At 40.9% G+C, this 13,868-nt stretch carries 24 protein-coding genes; 22 read left to right on the plus strand and 2 right to left on the minus strand.

What is annotated here, in order from left to right; genetic code table 11:
* Window positions 1-89 precede the first annotated feature (89 nt).
* The gene (locus F985_RS09170; protein ID WP_000370476.1) at window positions 90-293 is read right to left on the minus strand and encodes a hypothetical protein; all 204 of its coding nucleotides are present in this window, start codon (window positions 291-293) and stop codon (window positions 90-92) included.
* Window positions 294-307: 14 nt separating this feature from the next.
* Window positions 308-1,060 carry a LexA family transcriptional regulator gene (locus tag F985_RS09175; RefSeq protein WP_000052252.1) on the minus strand — a complete coding sequence of 251 codons (753 nt, stop codon included), beginning with the start codon at window positions 1,058-1,060 and terminating at the stop codon, window positions 308-310.
* A gap of 104 nt (window positions 1,061-1,164) precedes the next feature.
* Between F985_RS09175 and F985_RS0104255 the strand changes: the two genes are divergently transcribed.
* From F985_RS0104255 to F985_RS09280, 22 genes are all read left to right on the plus strand, one after another.
* Window positions 1,165-1,353, plus strand: coding sequence for a hypothetical protein (locus tag F985_RS0104255; protein WP_000703023.1), 189 nt, complete (start codon window positions 1,165-1,167; stop codon window positions 1,351-1,353).
* Window positions 1,354-1,363: 10 nt separating this feature from the next.
* The gene (locus F985_RS09180; RefSeq protein WP_000048916.1) at window positions 1,364-1,684 is read left to right on the plus strand and encodes a hypothetical protein; all 321 of its coding nucleotides are present in this window, start codon (window positions 1,364-1,366) and stop codon (window positions 1,682-1,684) included.
* A gap of 49 nt (window positions 1,685-1,733) precedes the next feature.
* On the plus strand, window positions 1,734-2,018 hold the full coding sequence (locus F985_RS09185) for a hypothetical protein (RefSeq protein WP_031944437.1): 285 nt from the start codon (window positions 1,734-1,736) through the stop codon (window positions 2,016-2,018).
* Window positions 2,015-2,317, plus strand: a complete 303-nt coding sequence (locus F985_RS09190; protein WP_004700249.1) for a hypothetical protein — start codon at window positions 2,015-2,017, stop codon at window positions 2,315-2,317. Before F985_RS09185 ends, F985_RS09190 begins: the two co-directional genes overlap by 4 nt.
* Window positions 2,314-3,228, plus strand: a complete 915-nt coding sequence (locus tag F985_RS09195) for a DNA cytosine methyltransferase (protein ID WP_004700250.1) — start codon at window positions 2,314-2,316, stop codon at window positions 3,226-3,228. Before F985_RS09190 ends, F985_RS09195 begins: the two co-directional genes overlap by 4 nt.
* Window positions 3,225-4,175, plus strand: coding sequence for a YdaU family protein (locus F985_RS09200; RefSeq protein ID WP_004700253.1), 951 nt, complete (start codon window positions 3,225-3,227; stop codon window positions 4,173-4,175). Before F985_RS09195 ends, F985_RS09200 begins: the two co-directional genes overlap by 4 nt.
* Complete coding sequence (locus F985_RS09205; RefSeq protein ID WP_004700254.1) at window positions 4,168-4,917, plus strand: hypothetical protein; 750 nt, start codon at window positions 4,168-4,170, stop codon at window positions 4,915-4,917. The genes F985_RS09200 and F985_RS09205 overlap by 8 nt, the downstream gene beginning before the upstream one ends.
* The gene (locus F985_RS09210) at window positions 4,914-5,321 is read left to right on the plus strand and encodes a hypothetical protein (protein ID WP_000017854.1); all 408 of its coding nucleotides are present in this window, start codon (window positions 4,914-4,916) and stop codon (window positions 5,319-5,321) included. The genes F985_RS09205 and F985_RS09210 overlap by 4 nt, the downstream gene beginning before the upstream one ends.
* The gene (locus F985_RS09215; protein ID WP_004700257.1) at window positions 5,318-5,719 is read left to right on the plus strand and encodes an HNH endonuclease; all 402 of its coding nucleotides are present in this window, start codon (window positions 5,318-5,320) and stop codon (window positions 5,717-5,719) included. Before F985_RS09210 ends, F985_RS09215 begins: the two co-directional genes overlap by 4 nt.
* Complete coding sequence (locus F985_RS09220; RefSeq protein WP_004700260.1) at window positions 5,712-5,918, plus strand: hypothetical protein; 207 nt, start codon at window positions 5,712-5,714, stop codon at window positions 5,916-5,918. The genes F985_RS09215 and F985_RS09220 overlap by 8 nt, the downstream gene beginning before the upstream one ends.
* Window positions 5,908-6,231, plus strand: coding sequence for a hypothetical protein (locus F985_RS09225; protein WP_004700262.1), 324 nt, complete (start codon window positions 5,908-5,910; stop codon window positions 6,229-6,231). The genes F985_RS09220 and F985_RS09225 overlap by 11 nt, the downstream gene beginning before the upstream one ends.
* A 5-nt stretch (window positions 6,232-6,236) precedes the next feature.
* A complete protein-coding gene (locus F985_RS09230) occupies window positions 6,237-6,695 on the plus strand; it encodes a hypothetical protein (RefSeq protein WP_004700264.1) in 459 nt (152 codons plus the stop codon).
* A gap of 62 nt (window positions 6,696-6,757) precedes the next feature.
* Window positions 6,758-7,510 (plus strand): hypothetical protein, encoded by a 753-nt coding sequence (locus tag F985_RS09235; RefSeq protein WP_004700265.1) that lies wholly within the window; start codon window positions 6,758-6,760, stop codon window positions 7,508-7,510.
* Between the two features lie 172 nt (window positions 7,511-7,682).
* A complete protein-coding gene (locus F985_RS09240; RefSeq protein ID WP_000527469.1) occupies window positions 7,683-7,895 on the plus strand; it encodes a hypothetical protein in 213 nt (70 codons plus the stop codon).
* 77 nt (window positions 7,896-7,972) lie between these two features.
* Window positions 7,973-8,164 carry a hypothetical protein gene (locus F985_RS09245; RefSeq protein ID WP_004700268.1) on the plus strand — a complete coding sequence of 64 codons (192 nt, stop codon included), beginning with the start codon at window positions 7,973-7,975 and terminating at the stop codon, window positions 8,162-8,164.
* Window positions 8,165-8,175: 11 nt separating this feature from the next.
* Entirely contained in the window at window positions 8,176-8,619 is a 444-nt protein-coding gene (locus F985_RS09250) for a hypothetical protein (protein WP_004700270.1), read from the plus strand.
* Window positions 8,579-9,220, plus strand: coding sequence for a putative metallopeptidase (locus tag F985_RS09255; protein WP_004700274.1), 642 nt, complete (start codon window positions 8,579-8,581; stop codon window positions 9,218-9,220). The genes F985_RS09250 and F985_RS09255 overlap by 41 nt, the downstream gene beginning before the upstream one ends.
* Before the next feature lie 59 nt (window positions 9,221-9,279).
* Window positions 9,280-9,837: a DUF2280 domain-containing protein gene (locus tag F985_RS09260; protein WP_004700276.1), complete on the plus strand. Its 558-nt coding sequence runs from the start codon at window positions 9,280-9,282 to the stop codon at window positions 9,835-9,837.
* Window positions 9,821-11,137 carry a phage terminase large subunit family protein gene (locus tag F985_RS09265; RefSeq protein WP_004700278.1) on the plus strand — a complete coding sequence of 439 codons (1,317 nt, stop codon included), beginning with the start codon at window positions 9,821-9,823 and terminating at the stop codon, window positions 11,135-11,137. The genes F985_RS09260 and F985_RS09265 overlap by 17 nt, the downstream gene beginning before the upstream one ends.
* Window positions 11,138-11,176: 39 nt before the next feature.
* Window positions 11,177-12,520 (plus strand): DUF4055 domain-containing protein, encoded by a 1,344-nt coding sequence (locus F985_RS09270; protein WP_004700281.1) that lies wholly within the window; start codon window positions 11,177-11,179, stop codon window positions 12,518-12,520.
* 9 nt (window positions 12,521-12,529) lie between these two features.
* On the plus strand, window positions 12,530-13,636 hold the full coding sequence (locus F985_RS09275; RefSeq protein WP_004700283.1) for a minor capsid protein: 1,107 nt from the start codon (window positions 12,530-12,532) through the stop codon (window positions 13,634-13,636).
* Window positions 13,633-13,863, plus strand: a complete 231-nt coding sequence (locus F985_RS09280) for a hypothetical protein (RefSeq protein WP_000004552.1) — start codon at window positions 13,633-13,635, stop codon at window positions 13,861-13,863. Before F985_RS09275 ends, F985_RS09280 begins: the two co-directional genes overlap by 4 nt.
* Window positions 13,864-13,868 lie beyond the last annotated feature (5 nt).

Consider the following 13,868-nt stretch of genomic DNA (forward strand, 5'->3'; position numbering starts at 1 on the left):
GCGCAAAGGCTAATGCTGCCAACATTAGTCAAATCCAAGACCTTGCTAACCTTGGATGGAAAGACCGACTTACTATCGGTCTTTTTTTATTATTTAATTTTCTGCCCAAGCTTTCCTTCTTTCACCAACTGCACGACCTGCTCATTAGTAAGCACAGGAATAAAGACCTTATCGCCAATGTCTTTAGAAAGAATCTTCACTTCTTCGGCTGTTAGCACCAAAGCTTCACCATGTTTCGCAGCATCATTGATGCGAGCAATAATCTGGTTGATTGGTAGTTTAGAGTTGTCCATAAGTCTTCCTGTGATTAATGCGAATAAGGATGTTCTTGTCTGTGCTGACTTGGCGGCACGATATCTGTAATAGCGGTAATACTTTCAACTTCGTCCATTTCAAAGAAAAATCGCTCACCACCATTCACAGAAAGCAAACTTAAAACCCCACCATTGATGCCGACAAATTCTTTAATTGTGCATCTTCCATCCTTCAAGCACACCTGAACAAACTCATTCGGCACAAGATCTGCATCAGGGTCGCATACAACATACCAGCCATTACGAATTGCTGGAAACATTGAGTCGCCAGTGCCTTTAATGCCATAGGCTCGTGGACCTGCTGTATGAGTTGGAACATAGCCATCCCCAGCATTTCCATCGTATCCCATATCTGTGAAATACCCATCCATTCCCATTTTTGAATAGGCTTTAACTGGAACATATCTTTTTTGTATAGGGAAAGGCTTAGCTGGCGCTTGAACAAACTTAACGGCATCTTCACTATCTGGAATATTGTACTTCTGCTTAAATGCTTCAATATCAATAACATTTAATTGAGCTAAATTGTTACTCGATTCTTGTTCATCCGATCCACCATAAAGCAACCAATCGTCACTCACACCTAAAAATTTCGCAATGACTTTCAAATTTTCTGCTGTAGGTACGCTAGTTCCATCTAGCCATTTCTTTGCTGCAACAGGAGATTTTTTAGTTGCTCTTGCTAAATCAGCGGCTCTTAATTTTTTTTCTTCAAGTTTTTGCCTAATTCGAGTGTGTAAAGACATAACAAATATTCCAAAAACATTAACTAATGTTAATACGATCTATTGAAACTATGGTTAACAAGTGGTAAATTTGGCTTATTAACTATAGTTAACTTGGTGTAACCATGAAAATTAGTGACCTCATGACATACCACGGCTGCAAAAATCGGAAAGAGTTGTCTGAAAAAACTGGATATTCAACCGTGACCCTCTGGAAGTGGGAAAACAACGGTATACCAGCCAGAACTCAAGCAGTCCTGCAAGTCAAAACCAAAGGCAAACTTAAAGCCGATTTACAAGCATTAACCGCTTAGGAACTAAACCATGAGCAAAGTATTAAATGAATTGCCTGCAAGCGCTAGCAATAACGAATCGCTCATATTGCAAGCACTTAACGCTAGCAATCAAAGACAAGTAGCAGAGATGATAAATGTCGATGCAAGCATCCTTTCACGGATGAAAACAGAAAAGAAATCAAATGGATGGACTGAGATTGAGTTTATTAGCTTTTTGTTGACAGCCATTGGTTTGAAGGTTGTGCAAGAAAGTGATGTGTATTGCTCACCTGAAATTGCAGAAGCAACGCGAGTTTATTTAGCACATGCATTCACTTCACCTGAATACATGCGGATTTTATTCAAATAAAAAACCACTACCTGCTGTAACAGGAGTGGTTTATAGGCATTCAGTCGAGATGAATCAAATGAATAAAACTAATTTATCAAATCAAACAACCGAACGCAACCAGCCAGAATTTTTAGTGGGTGACGTTGTAGTACTTACTAAAGAGTGTCGTACTTTCAAATCAAATGATTTATTTGAGGTTAAAAATAAAACTTTGACTAGGTTGTGGACTATCAAATCAGAGAATCATTTGATTCTGGTTTCTTCAAAAGAAATCCGCACAGCAACAGTTGCAGAACTTAATGCCAAACGCCGACTAACAAGCGCTGAGCAAGCATTAGCGGAGGTGTCATGAACAGCTTTACACACCAAATCAAAGATTCTCGTCAGCAAAGTGAAATCCAATCTTTTTATGAGCCTGCATTGCGAGTGCTTGGGCACCTATTTGAGGTGAAAAAGCAAAATTTACGTAACAAAGGTTATGACGAAAATAATGCAGCGGTAACTCGTGATGAGTTTATGCAAGCCCTTTCAGAACAGCACAGAATGCCAATTTTCCATGCTGGACAAATCATTTCAAGCTTATATCAAGCTAAACGGATCCGGTACTTAGGCAGCACTTTTATTCAGATGAATGAAGAGGAGTCTAAATGAATGAGTTGGCTCTTTTCGCAGGCGCTGGTGGCGGAGTACTCGCATCTTATCTCTTGGGATGGCGAACAGTGTGCGCAGTTGAACGTGATGCCTACGCCGCACAAGTTCTGGCGCAACGACAGAATGATGGAATTCTCGAAGCTTTCCCAATTTGGTCTGACATTACAACTTTTGACGGAAAACCATGGCAAGGAATTGTTGACGTTATATCTGGCGGCTTTCCGTGCCAAGACATTTCATCCGCAGGAAAAGGCGCAGGGATTGAAGGTGAACGTTCCGGGCTTTGGTCAGAAATGGCACGAATTATCGGTGAAGTACGACCTAGATACGTGTTCGTGGAAAACTCACCAATGCTTGTTTCCAGAGGACTTACAAGAGTCATCAGTGACCTTGCCCAAATGGGGTATGACGCGCAATGGGCACGTTTTTCAGCATCTAACTTTGGAGCGCCCCATATCCGGGACCGAATATGGATTGTCGCCAAATGGAGTCAGCTTCTTTCACACTCCGAATTGCACCGGTCTAGATGGTGGAAGCAACAGCAGGAAGGCCTTAAAGAAGCGTCAAATGCAATTTCCGACACCCAAAGCTTCGGATGGGAACAAGCGAGGCAAGGTGAGCAATCATCCAAGGAACGGTTTAGCCGGCGTGGTGGAGAATTTGCCCACCCCGACTGCCTCAATGAGCAAAGGGTCTTCACCAGCGACGCTGACCAGGAAAGATGGCAAGAGCAGGGTAAACGATCGGCTCGATCATCATGTAATGAATTCACATGGTGGCAAGTTGAACCCGAACTGGGTCGAGTGGCTGATGGGGTGGCCCATCGGGTGGACCGACTTAAAGCCATTGGAAATGGACAAGTTTCAATCGTGGCTAAATGCGCATTCGAATATTTAGGTGGTGCAAAATGAATTATTACCAACACCATATTGGTGACTTTAACAATGCGACTCGCCACCTCAGTTTAATTGAGCGTGCGATTTACCGCGACTTATTAGACATGTATTACGACACGGAGAAGGCGATTGATGCATCAAGCATTGATCGTCTAGCACGTCGTTTGCAATGTACTACCGAAGAGCAAAAAGAAGCTCTCAAATATGTACTTGATGAGTTTTTCATTCTTGAAGAAGGTGTTTATCGCAATAATCGTTGTGAACGAGAAATTGCTGAATATCACGGGAAAAAGAAACAAGCGAGTGAGGCTGGTAAAGCGTCTGCTGCAAAACGTGCAGCGAAAAAGAAAGGTTCGTCCAACAGTGGTTCATCAAAAGATGACCAATCGTCTAACGAAAATTCAACGGTCGTTGAAAATCCGTTAGACGAAGAACAAACGGGCGTGCAACCAACCAATAACCATAAACCATTAACCATAAACCAAGAACCAATTATTGATAGTAGTAGTAATGCGCGTGAAGAAAATTCGCAATTTACACCAATCCAATTTGCTCAGTATCAGATCGATGATCACAAGCGTTACTCAATGCGTGAATTCATTTCTGAATACAGCGAGTTTCAATACGATTTCATCTCACTTGCTCAACAAAGATTTGTTTCTGTACCTGAAATCGACTTGAGAACCATGATTCAAAATTTCGGTGACTGGTACTTTGCAAACGAATCAAGTTCGTTGAATACACCAAGCATCTGGCTGGTTAAGTGGTTCTCTTGGGTTCAAAACAACGAGAAACAAGTTGCTGCTAACCGCAAGAAGCAAGAGCAAATCAATTCAGCTGTTCAAAAACCACAAGAGTCGGGTTACTTCGCCAATCTTTTTGAAGAACAAATCGAATCTCAAATCGTGGATGTAACCCCGGCAAAAAAGTTTCCAATGATTGAGGAGATAGGTCATGCATGAGATTACCTTGAACGAAGTGCGTCAATTAATCGCTTCTCTTCGCACTGTTTACGCTGCTCAGTTCAATAAGCAATTCCCTACAAGTGGAGAGAGTGCAATACCGCTGTCAGTAGTAGAACAGATCGCACTTAAAACACTGGCTGGCGTTCAACAAAACCAATTTAACAACGCACTTGGTCGTTTACTTACAGCAGGTGGACGCTTTATGCCGTCATTTGCCGAGTTTCGCACCTGGTGCATCGGTGAAAGTTGGATGTCTCCCGAAGAAGCTTGGTCACGTGCATGTAAATTTACGACTGACCGTACCGTGGTTATTACACAAATTACAAAATATGCATTAGACGAAGTGATGTATTTGATCGAAGCCGGCCAAATGCGAGCAGCTCAAGATAATTTCTTCGGAACCTACAACGTGATGGTGGCTAAAGCGCAGTTAAAGGGCCGTCAGCAAGAGTTTTACACACCGCCGTTACAACTAGAGCATAAAGAACCTGAACACACTCCAGTAAGCAATGACGAAGCGCAAAAGCATCTCAAATCTTTAATGGAGCGGTTAAAGATTAATGGCCGTAAACCAGCACCAGTACAAAAACTTCAGGCAAAAGAAAAAGAGCCTGAACTTGCAAAAGAATTAGGGCCAGATCCTTTCGACAATCCGCATGAATACGCAGAGATGTGTCGCCGAGAAGGTATGCCGATACCTAGAAATATTCTTCAGCTAATTGAAGGGGCGAATGTATGAGCCATTTCCAAGATAAGCATGTGATTCATGTTGATGAACAAAATCAAGTTATCAAGTTCACACGTAGAAATGAGATTGTGGAGTGTGATCACGGGCGTATTCAAATATCAAAGGAAGATAATGAGATCCTTTGTATGGACTGCAAAACAAAACTTAATCCAGTTTTATGGATTGCCAAATATTTAGACCAATTGAATCAAGTCACCCAACGTAATAACAGAATGCTGGCAGAGGTCCGTGAAATACAGGCAAAGCTTGAAAAGAAAAATAAGTTTATGTGCAAACACTGCCATGAAGTAAACACTATTGATTTTAAGAAGCTTCCTTCACAAGCAGCTGTAGTGCGCGGTATGGCCGTAATTGATCAAGAGTTTGACGGTATGAAAGTGGAGCATAGCCGATGAAGTTAACTAAACAGCAACGTGCTGAGCTAAAACAAAAGTTTGGTGGACATTGTGCCTACTGCGGGGAATTACTGGGTGAAAAGTGGCATGCAGATCATATCGAAGCAGTGAGACGAGATTTAATTCATGTTGGTGGCGGTAAGTTAATTACGGGTGAAATGACTAGACCGCAAAACGACACTTTAGAAAACATGAACCCTGCATGTGTTCCTTGCAATACAAACAAATCGTCTATGCCGCTGGAAGGGTGGCGGAAGATGCTTACTCATTATCGTGATGTGCAGTTACTACGCGATAGCACACATGCTCGTCATTTGCTTCGTTTTGGACTGATTGAAATTAAATCTGAGCCGGTGAAGTTTTTCTTTGAGAATTACAAAGGAGCAAGCCATGAATAAATGCCCACACTGTGCAGCTGAAGAATTAATAAATTCTTATGGTGGTCTTCCAGAAGCAAAGGCTTACATGAGGCGTTATTTCAAGCTGAATGGAGGATTAAGAAATAAGTATCCAAGAACAGGCGCTTTGATAACTCAAAAGATGAATGAATTGCAGAGCGCAATTTTAACTATAGAGGGCGGAAATAATGGACAGTAAATGGCTGGAAGAACAACGCCACGAATTAGCAAAATTGGTAGATCGTGAGATTCATTGTCCAATTGGGTTTCACAATTTAAGAAACCTTTATGAATTGGAAATTACGGCACGGGGGCGGCCAGCATTAGGTTTTCCAAATCTACCTCATAATCAATATAAGCCAGATCCAATAATTAAGTTAAAGGAAGATCTAGCTAAGTTAGTAGAAAAATATAAACAAGATGCCCATGCGTTAACTCTATTGGGTGATCTGGATAAATCACGTGTTTATAACGGCATTGCCAATCAATTAGACCAGTTACTTAAGGGTTAAGTGTAATGAGCAAAGTTTTAATTGGAATTGATACTGGAGTAAATACCGGCTTTGCAGTGGCATTTGACCAGGGTACTGGTGGCCAACTACACGATGTTGAATCTCTAACAATTACTCAGGCAATGAGCAAAGTTTTAGAGCTGGTAGAGGGCCATGGCAAAGAAAATCTAATGTTGTTTATTGAGGATGCCCGTTTGCGTACATGGTTTGGTAATGCAGACGCGCGACAAGCTCGCAGCGGTGCCGGAGTTCGTGAGGGGATCGGATCCGTGAAGAGGGATGCTCAGATTTGGGAGGATTGGTGCAAAGAACAAGGCTTGAAATACAAGATGATTCACCCTGCAGCTAACAAAACCAAAACTGATGCTAAGTATTTTTCAAAACTAACAGGGTGGGCAAAGAGAACTAATGAACATGCACGGGATGCAGCAATGCTTGTATTCGGGCGATATGCAAAATTTTGATGTGAAAAAGGTTTTAACAAGTTGTTTTTTATTAAAGGTAAAGGGTAAGTAGGAAGGCGATTATGTTAGTTGAAAAGTTTGATTTTATTGAGTTACTTCGCCTTGCTATTGCTCAAGGCAAAGCAGAAGGTAAGAAAATTTCAAAAGATGTAGTTTTAGGTGAATTAGCGCTGTTATCACCAGCTGCAAAGCTTTGGGCCACAGTACTGGTTGAGAAGGTTGATTTTGAACGTATTGCAATAATTACCCCGGCACAAAAACAAACTGAAACTTTTTACAGTAAATATGATTTTAATTTTCAAACTGAACGCCGTATTGAAGATATTCCGGGCAAGGTTGAATTCGTTCGCGGCGAGATTAAATCTGGTAATTTTTTCCGAGCGCGAAATAAATTAGCGGTAAAGATTCATGAAGAAATGGTAAAGAAAAAATTTACACCTACTAATGCTCAAGGTGATCTCACTAATCTGGCTAAAGGAATGGCTGAGATTATTTTGCGTGGCCATGTTTTTGTTAAGGCTATGTGTGGAGGATGCCAAGGAATAGGAAAACTCGAAACTTTTAATTCAAAAGGTTTTTCTGAAGGGGCAAAGTTTTGCGAAAAATGTAATGGAACTGGCAAGCGTCCATATACATTAAATGAAAAAATGAAAATTGCAGGAATTGTTGCCACTAAGACTGCTTACATAAAAAGCTATCAAAAGTTTGAGTTATTTGGAGAATCTATTGTTGCAGAATGGGAAAATGAAATTAGATCGGGTATTTCTCGCTCATTTCGTTTTGAACTTCCTGATAATCAAGAAACTTGTGCTTGACAGTTGGGTATACACTTGAGTATAAAGATTTCTAAAATGGGCGAAATGTAAAGTAATCGCCAGAAAGATTTTAAAAGCTCGCCAAATGGTGAGCTTTTTTGTATTGAATGAATTATGAAATTTTATGCTTAGGCCTTATAATTTTCTAAATAAAATTAAACAGGAATAAGAAATGGGTAATCTGCCTAAATTTTATCAAGTTGGTACATGTCATTATAATCTTGATCAAATTGTCAAAATAGAATCAAGTATAGACCTTAGCTCCGTATTAGTTAATTTCTCGGATGGTTCTGAAGTAGAGTTTCCGTTCGATAGTGAAGATGAATACAATCAATTTATCCATTTAATAAGAAGTATAAATTTTTCTTCAGATTTAAATTTTTAATTTGCCGAGCGTATTACGGCGCATGAAGCCCTGCCAAATACTAGTTATTGGCGGGGCTTTTTCTTTTTGGAGTATGTATGACTGAATTTCAAAAAATTACGCATGAGATTAGACAGCTCCAAATAGAGCTAAATCACACAGGCAGTTGCACAACCAAAGGCCTAACAGAAGAAGAGATCGCTCACTTAGATGAGCGATTTTTTTTAGCCATAGCAAAGCAAAACAAATTAATTGCACGGCTCAACAACAAGCCTAAGGGCTTCTTTTAAGGGGCTAGGGCATGGATGGTAAAGATTATTTTTGGCTTACAAGAAAAAAAGAACCTAAAACCAAACCCAAATCCAGACCACTGCCTAAGGCGAAGCAAAAATATCTCGAGGCTGAGGCAACACTTAAGGAAGAACTTGAGGATTTGGCGATTGGTTTTGAAAGTAAGTTTCAACCGATCCATACCAAACACTGGCGCTTTGATTTTCATATTGTGAAATTGCGTTTGCTCATTGAAATTGAGGGTGGGCCCTGGTCTGGTGGACGTGGTGGAAAGCTGGCAAATAAAGCATGGAGTCTTGATCGATATGATCAAGCTGAAGAGATGGGTTATAAAATAGAGCGCTTTCATCCAGATTCTATTTTGTCGGGATATGTCATCAACTGGATAAAAAGTGAATTAGCGAGAATTGAAGATGGATCAGATCAGACCATTTCCTCCACAGGACTTGATTGATAAAGCCGAGGAGGATGAGGCTATTATATTGGCCCCAGCACCTGACCTAATGAATTGGGTGATCACAAACTTTTTAACTATTGGTGGACCTCTACATAACCCTGATCATGACCATATTGCTGAGCTGCTTCATGATAATGAAGAATTCCTAGCCTGTGCATGGGCTTCATCTGCTTGTATGGCTAAAAAGCGTATGGTTTTAGGTCAATGTGAAAAAGTAATGTTCAATCAAGGTGGTTGGAAGAAAGCACGGCAAGAGCAGCAAATGCGTGATTGGTTCGGCTATGTGCCGGTTTACCTCATAACAATTGATGCTAGTTATTGCGACCAAGCTACAGACCGAGACTTTTGCGCTTTAATCGAACATGAACTTTATCACATTGGCGTGGAGCGTGATGAAGATGGCGAAGCTTTTTACAGTGATATGACAGGTTTACCAAAGCACTACTTGGCAGGTCATGATGTTGAAGAATTTGTAGGCGTTGTAAAACGATGGGGAGCGGACGAAAGCGTTAAGCGGCTACTTGAAGTGGCGAAGCAAGCGCCGTTTGTATCAGAGGTAAATATTTCAAAGTGCTGTGGAACATGTTTAATAAGTTGAGCCTAAGGGCTCTTTTTTTTTGCCTTGTTTCCTTGATGTACCTTGACGGATAGAGAGAAATGGCGACATTAAACAAAAAGCAAAAACTCTTTATTGTACAATCGCTTGCTGTGTTTAATACCCCTCAAGAAACAGTTGGTCTCGTCAAGGAAGAATTTGACATTGATGTTTCTAGACAGCAGGTAGAGTCATATGACCCTACAAAGTTTGCTGGAAGAGACTTAAGCAAGGAACTTAAAGAAATTTTCGAAAAAACACGGGAAGAGTATTTGAGTCAACCACTAAATAAAATTAGTGGTGCAAATGACATTGTTCAGTTGAAGATTTTAAGTGATTTGCTTTGGACTAAAAAAAACAATGTGACCATGACAATTAAGATCGTGGACCAAATACAAAAGATCATGAAAGGCTTTTATGACAAGAAGGGGGAACAAAATAATAAAGGTGGTAATCCTGAAGCGAACAAAACCAAAGCTGAAGTAGAGCTTGAGATTAAAAAGCTTGAACTTCAGAAGTTACAACGTGAGGTAAATCCACCTGAGTATCGTCCACCTGAAGAGGATTACAAGCTTGTGCTGAATCCTGATGAGGAGATACCAAATGAGCCAATTCTTTAATCCTCCAGAAGGTTCGGTTCAATTAACACCAAAGCAGGCAAATATTTATTTGTGGGGCTGGCAAAAAGAAGCCCGTTTTCGTGATGCTGTTTGTGGTCGACGTTTTGGTAAAACATTCTTGGCTAAGGCTGAAATGCGCAGAGCCGCAAGATTAGCAGCTAAATGGAATGTTTCTGTCGAGGATGAAATTTGGTATGCAGCTCCAACATTTAAGCAAGCAAAGCGGGTTTTCTGGAAGCGATTAAAGCAGGCTATTCCAGCCTCATGGCGAGCTGGTAAACCAAATGAAACTGAATGTTCAATCACTTTAAGAAGTGGCCATGTAATTCGTGTCGTAGGTCTAGACAATTATGATGATCTTCGTGGATCTGGTTTATTTTTCTTAATTATTGATGAATGGGCCGATTGTAAATGGGCGGCATGGGAAGAAGTACTTCGCCCGATGCTTTCAACATGTAAATATGTTGTCAACGGCGAACAGAGGGTTGGTGGTCATGTTTTAAGGATCGGAACACCTAAAGGCTTCAACCACTGTTATGACACTTTCATGGACGGTCAGCCAGGGCATGAACCGGATTGTAAAAGCTTTTCTTATACATCGCTTCAGGGTGGGAATATTCCTGAATCTGAGATCATTGTTGCTAAACGCAAGATGGATCCGAAGACATTTAGCCAGGAATATGAGGCAAGTTTTGAAAGTTACCAAGGTGTCATTTTCTATTGCTTTAATCGCTTATTAAGTGCATCTACTGAAACAGTTCAAGTAAATGAGGTGCTTCATATCGGGATGGATTTTAACGTAACCAAAATGGCTGCTGTTGTGTATGTTCGCCGTGGTGAGCAGATGCATGCTGTCGATGAGTTTGTAAATCTCTTTGATACCCCAGCAATGATTGAAGCGATACAGGAACGATATCCAAAACATGAAATTGCAGTTTATCCCGATGCTTCAGGTGATAATCGAAAGTCGAGTAATGCTAGTGAAACGGATCTAGCTTTACTAAGAAAGGCTAGTTTTAAAGTACATGTGAACAGTAGAAACCCAGCAGTTAAAGATCGTATTAACTCAATGAACGGTATGCTCTGCAATACTTTGTCTGAGCGCAGATTATTTGTAAATGTAGATAAATGTCCTCACTTTGCAAAATGCCTAGAACGACAAATCTATGATGATTATGGACAGCCGGATAAGAGTGCCGGTTTTGACCATATGAATGATGCAGGTACATATCCAATCGCTTATTTATTCCCGATCGACAAGAAATCTGTTGGAGTTCGTAGGATTCGCGGGATGTCTTAAACAACGCACCTTTATAGGTGCTTTTTTATTGGTGTTTTTATGGCAGTTACTGATAAACATCCGCAGTATATTGCTGCACAAAAAAGCTGGTTGATTATGCGTGACGCCGTTGCCGGTGAAGAGCAGATCAAACAGGCACAAACAAAGTACTTGGCTAAATCGGCTGGCATGATTGAGGCTGAAAAGCAGGGTGATACAGCTGGAGAGATTTACAAAGCTTATTTAAGCCGTGCTCAGTATCCACTTTGGGTTCAAGATTCTCTTCGCACGATGATTGGTTTGGTTTCAAAGTTAGATCCAAATATCGTGATTGAAAGCACTTTGCTGCAAGGGCTTATCACGAATGCAACAAATGATGGATTTGGCCTTAAACAACTCTTTATCAGAATTTGCTTAGAGTTACTGGAATATGGTCGCTGTGGGTTGCTGGTTGATGTCGATGCTAATGGCGTGCCTTATTTCGCGCTTTACGATGCCCTATCCATCATAAACTGGAAGGAAAACAGCATTGGTGGCCGCAAAGATCTAAAGCTATTAGTACTTGAGGAGCAATTTGATAATAGTGAGGATGAGTTTGGCCACAATACAAAGACGGTTCATCGTGTTTTATCTATGACAGATGGCGCTTTATCAGTACGTTTATTTGATGGTTCTAAGGAAGAAGATAAAACACCTGGTCTAGGCGGTAATCTGCTTTCTTTTACACCATTTGTTTTTTGCGGCACCACTGATAATTCACCAGATGTCGGTACAGTCCCACTTTTGACAATGGCTAAAGCTGCTTTGAAGTATTACCAGCTCAGTGCTGATTATTTTCAGTCACTTCACCATACAGCGCACCCTCAGCCATGGATTAATGGCATTGATGATGAAGATCCCGATCTTAGCGTAACTGGTGTAATGGCTGTCTGGAGCCTACCCAAAGATTCACAATGTGGTTATTTAGAAATTTCAGGCAATGGTATTGAACTCACAAAGCATGAAATGGATGCTCAAAAGAATGCAGCTCTTGAAGCTGGAGCAAAGGTAATTGATACCAACTCACAAGAGTCAGGCGAAGCGCGCCGTGCCCGTCAGGATGACCAGCAAGCAAGCCTCCATAGTATTGTGACTTGTGCAGCTGCTGCTATTGAGCAGGCAATCAAATATGCTGCCCAATGGTTAAAGCTAGATCCATCTAAATACTCTTTTACGGTTGAGCCTGAATTTATAGTTCAGCAATACGACATCAATCTTGCTAAGCAACTATATGAAGGTGCAATAGCTGGAAAGAATTCGTTCCAAACCTATTGGGAATATATCGCTACGGGTAAGTTGCCAGCTCATGATTTTAAGGAAGAGTTGAAGCGTGTTGAAAGTGAGCGGGATAGTATGCCGTTGTAGGAGTAATAAATGGCCTCAAAAGAAGATAAATCACTACTCGAGGTACTAACTCAACACCAAGCATATTTGTACCGGACTTCATCTCAATCAGTTAATGAATTACTAACAATCTTTAATGATGAGTCAGCTTTAATGCTGGCAAAGCTTCGGGATTTGCTTGATGAGTTAAATGATTCTGAAAAAGCAGCTCTTGCAGCAGGTCTTTATACTACTTCTAACCTCAAGGAGTTACGAGACTTAATATCTGGTTGGCATACCAGTTTAAATTCTTCATTGCCTGAGGTATTTGCTGTTTCAGCAACTGCAATGGCTGTATATGAAGCTAATTACACAGCTAAGTTATACGGCGGCAAGATTAAGAAACCTAACGGTGAAAAGCTGTTTACTGCTGCAAAGAAGGTCCCTTTAGTTGGTGGTGCTCTTGTAGATGATCTTCTAAGTAAGATTGCTGAAAGCGCACGTCAAAAGGTCGAATATGCTATCCGTGACGGGATTAGCTCAGGCAAAACTAATCAGGAAATCGTCCAGCGGATTCGTGGTACCAAACGCCTTAATTATGAAGATGGCTTATTAACTAGTTCCAAAGCTGATATAGATCGTACTGTAAGAACAGTACGAAGCCATGTAGCCAATCAAGCATATTTAGACACTTTCAATAAAATCGGTTTTGAGTATGTCCGTTTTGTAAGTGTTTTGGATGGTAGAACAACAAAATTATGTGCTTCTTTGGACGGATCTGTTTGGGAAGTGAATGACCCAGCAAAGCGGGTACCGCCGTTGCATCCTAATTGTCGAAGTATCTTGATACCGGTCGAAAAAGACGGGCAGCTTGTCGGTGTACGCCCATTTGTGATGGATGAGCGGCGAGTTAAAGACATTCCAAAAGAAGAGCGGAGCCAATTAATCGGCCAACTGGATGCAAACACGTCTTTCAAAGAGTTTTTTAGCAAGACTGATGACTTTTTCCAGAAAGAATGGTTAGGGCCAAAGCGTTACAAACTTTTCAAAGAGGGGAAGTTTGATTTTGATAAGTTCTTCGATCCAGAGGGGCGGTTATATACATTGGACCAACTTCGAAAGTTGGATGAGCAAACCTTTAAGGAGTTGGGCTTATGAGTGAGTCAAGACATTTAGTGCTAAAGCGTCACCCTACTTTGAAAGGTTATCTGGTTATTTGTGATGAAGAAACTGGACAACCTCTAGCTGGACAAAGAGCAGTACAGATGAATTCTGATGCCTTAAATGGACCCGCAACAATTACTGTAACTTTTGAAGCATATGGTGCTCATGGTGTTCGCTTAGTGAGTGATGCACCAAGGCCAAATCAAACAAAGGAAATGTAGCGAAA

This window comes from Acinetobacter seifertii (genome assembly GCF_000368065.1).
GTDB lineage: Bacteria > Pseudomonadota > Gammaproteobacteria > Pseudomonadales > Moraxellaceae > Acinetobacter > Acinetobacter seifertii.

Excerpts from the sequence above, each read along its gene's own strand:
- F985_RS09255 (WP_004700274.1), top strand. The coding sequence starts at position 8,579 with ATGGATCAGATCAGACCATTTCCTCCACAGGACTTGATTGATAAAGCC.
- F985_RS09175 (WP_000052252.1), bottom strand. The coding sequence starts at position 1,060 with ATGTCTTTACACACTCGAATTAGGCAAAAACTTGAAGAAAAAAAATTA.
- F985_RS09210 (WP_000017854.1), top strand. The coding sequence starts at position 4,914 with ATGAGCCATTTCCAAGATAAGCATGTGATTCATGTTGATGAACAAAAT.
- F985_RS09195 (WP_004700250.1), top strand. The coding sequence starts at position 2,314 with ATGAATGAGTTGGCTCTTTTCGCAGGCGCTGGTGGCGGAGTACTCGCA.
- F985_RS09260 (WP_004700276.1), top strand. The coding sequence starts at position 9,280 with ATGGCGACATTAAACAAAAAGCAAAAACTCTTTATTGTACAATCGCTT.
- F985_RS09170 (WP_000370476.1), bottom strand. The coding sequence starts at position 293 with ATGGACAACTCTAAACTACCAATCAACCAGATTATTGCTCGCATCAAT.
- F985_RS09200 (WP_004700253.1), top strand. The coding sequence starts at position 3,225 with ATGAATTATTACCAACACCATATTGGTGACTTTAACAATGCGACTCGC.
- F985_RS09225 (WP_004700262.1), top strand. The coding sequence starts at position 5,908 with ATGGACAGTAAATGGCTGGAAGAACAACGCCACGAATTAGCAAAATTG.
- F985_RS09250 (WP_004700270.1), top strand. The coding sequence starts at position 8,176 with ATGGATGGTAAAGATTATTTTTGGCTTACAAGAAAAAAAGAACCTAAA.
- F985_RS09230 (WP_004700264.1), top strand. The coding sequence starts at position 6,237 with ATGAGCAAAGTTTTAATTGGAATTGATACTGGAGTAAATACCGGCTTT.
- F985_RS09270 (WP_004700281.1), top strand. The coding sequence starts at position 11,177 with ATGGCAGTTACTGATAAACATCCGCAGTATATTGCTGCACAAAAAAGC.
- F985_RS09180 (WP_000048916.1), top strand. The coding sequence starts at position 1,364 with ATGAGCAAAGTATTAAATGAATTGCCTGCAAGCGCTAGCAATAACGAA.
- F985_RS09245 (WP_004700268.1), top strand. The coding sequence starts at position 7,973 with ATGACTGAATTTCAAAAAATTACGCATGAGATTAGACAGCTCCAAATA.
- F985_RS09235 (WP_004700265.1), top strand. The coding sequence starts at position 6,758 with ATGTTAGTTGAAAAGTTTGATTTTATTGAGTTACTTCGCCTTGCTATT.
- F985_RS09265 (WP_004700278.1), top strand. The coding sequence starts at position 9,821 with ATGAGCCAATTCTTTAATCCTCCAGAAGGTTCGGTTCAATTAACACCA.
- F985_RS09205 (WP_004700254.1), top strand. The coding sequence starts at position 4,168 with ATGCATGAGATTACCTTGAACGAAGTGCGTCAATTAATCGCTTCTCTT.
- F985_RS09220 (WP_004700260.1), top strand. The coding sequence starts at position 5,712 with ATGAATAAATGCCCACACTGTGCAGCTGAAGAATTAATAAATTCTTAT.
- F985_RS09190 (WP_004700249.1), top strand. The coding sequence starts at position 2,015 with ATGAACAGCTTTACACACCAAATCAAAGATTCTCGTCAGCAAAGTGAA.
- F985_RS09185 (WP_031944437.1), top strand. The coding sequence starts at position 1,734 with ATGAATCAAATGAATAAAACTAATTTATCAAATCAAACAACCGAACGC.
- F985_RS09215 (WP_004700257.1), top strand. The coding sequence starts at position 5,318 with ATGAAGTTAACTAAACAGCAACGTGCTGAGCTAAAACAAAAGTTTGGT.
- F985_RS09280 (WP_000004552.1), top strand. The coding sequence starts at position 13,633 with ATGAGTGAGTCAAGACATTTAGTGCTAAAGCGTCACCCTACTTTGAAA.
- F985_RS09240 (WP_000527469.1), top strand. The coding sequence starts at position 7,683 with ATGGGTAATCTGCCTAAATTTTATCAAGTTGGTACATGTCATTATAAT.
- F985_RS0104255 (WP_000703023.1), top strand. The coding sequence starts at position 1,165 with ATGAAAATTAGTGACCTCATGACATACCACGGCTGCAAAAATCGGAAA.
- F985_RS09275 (WP_004700283.1), top strand. The coding sequence starts at position 12,530 with ATGGCCTCAAAAGAAGATAAATCACTACTCGAGGTACTAACTCAACAC.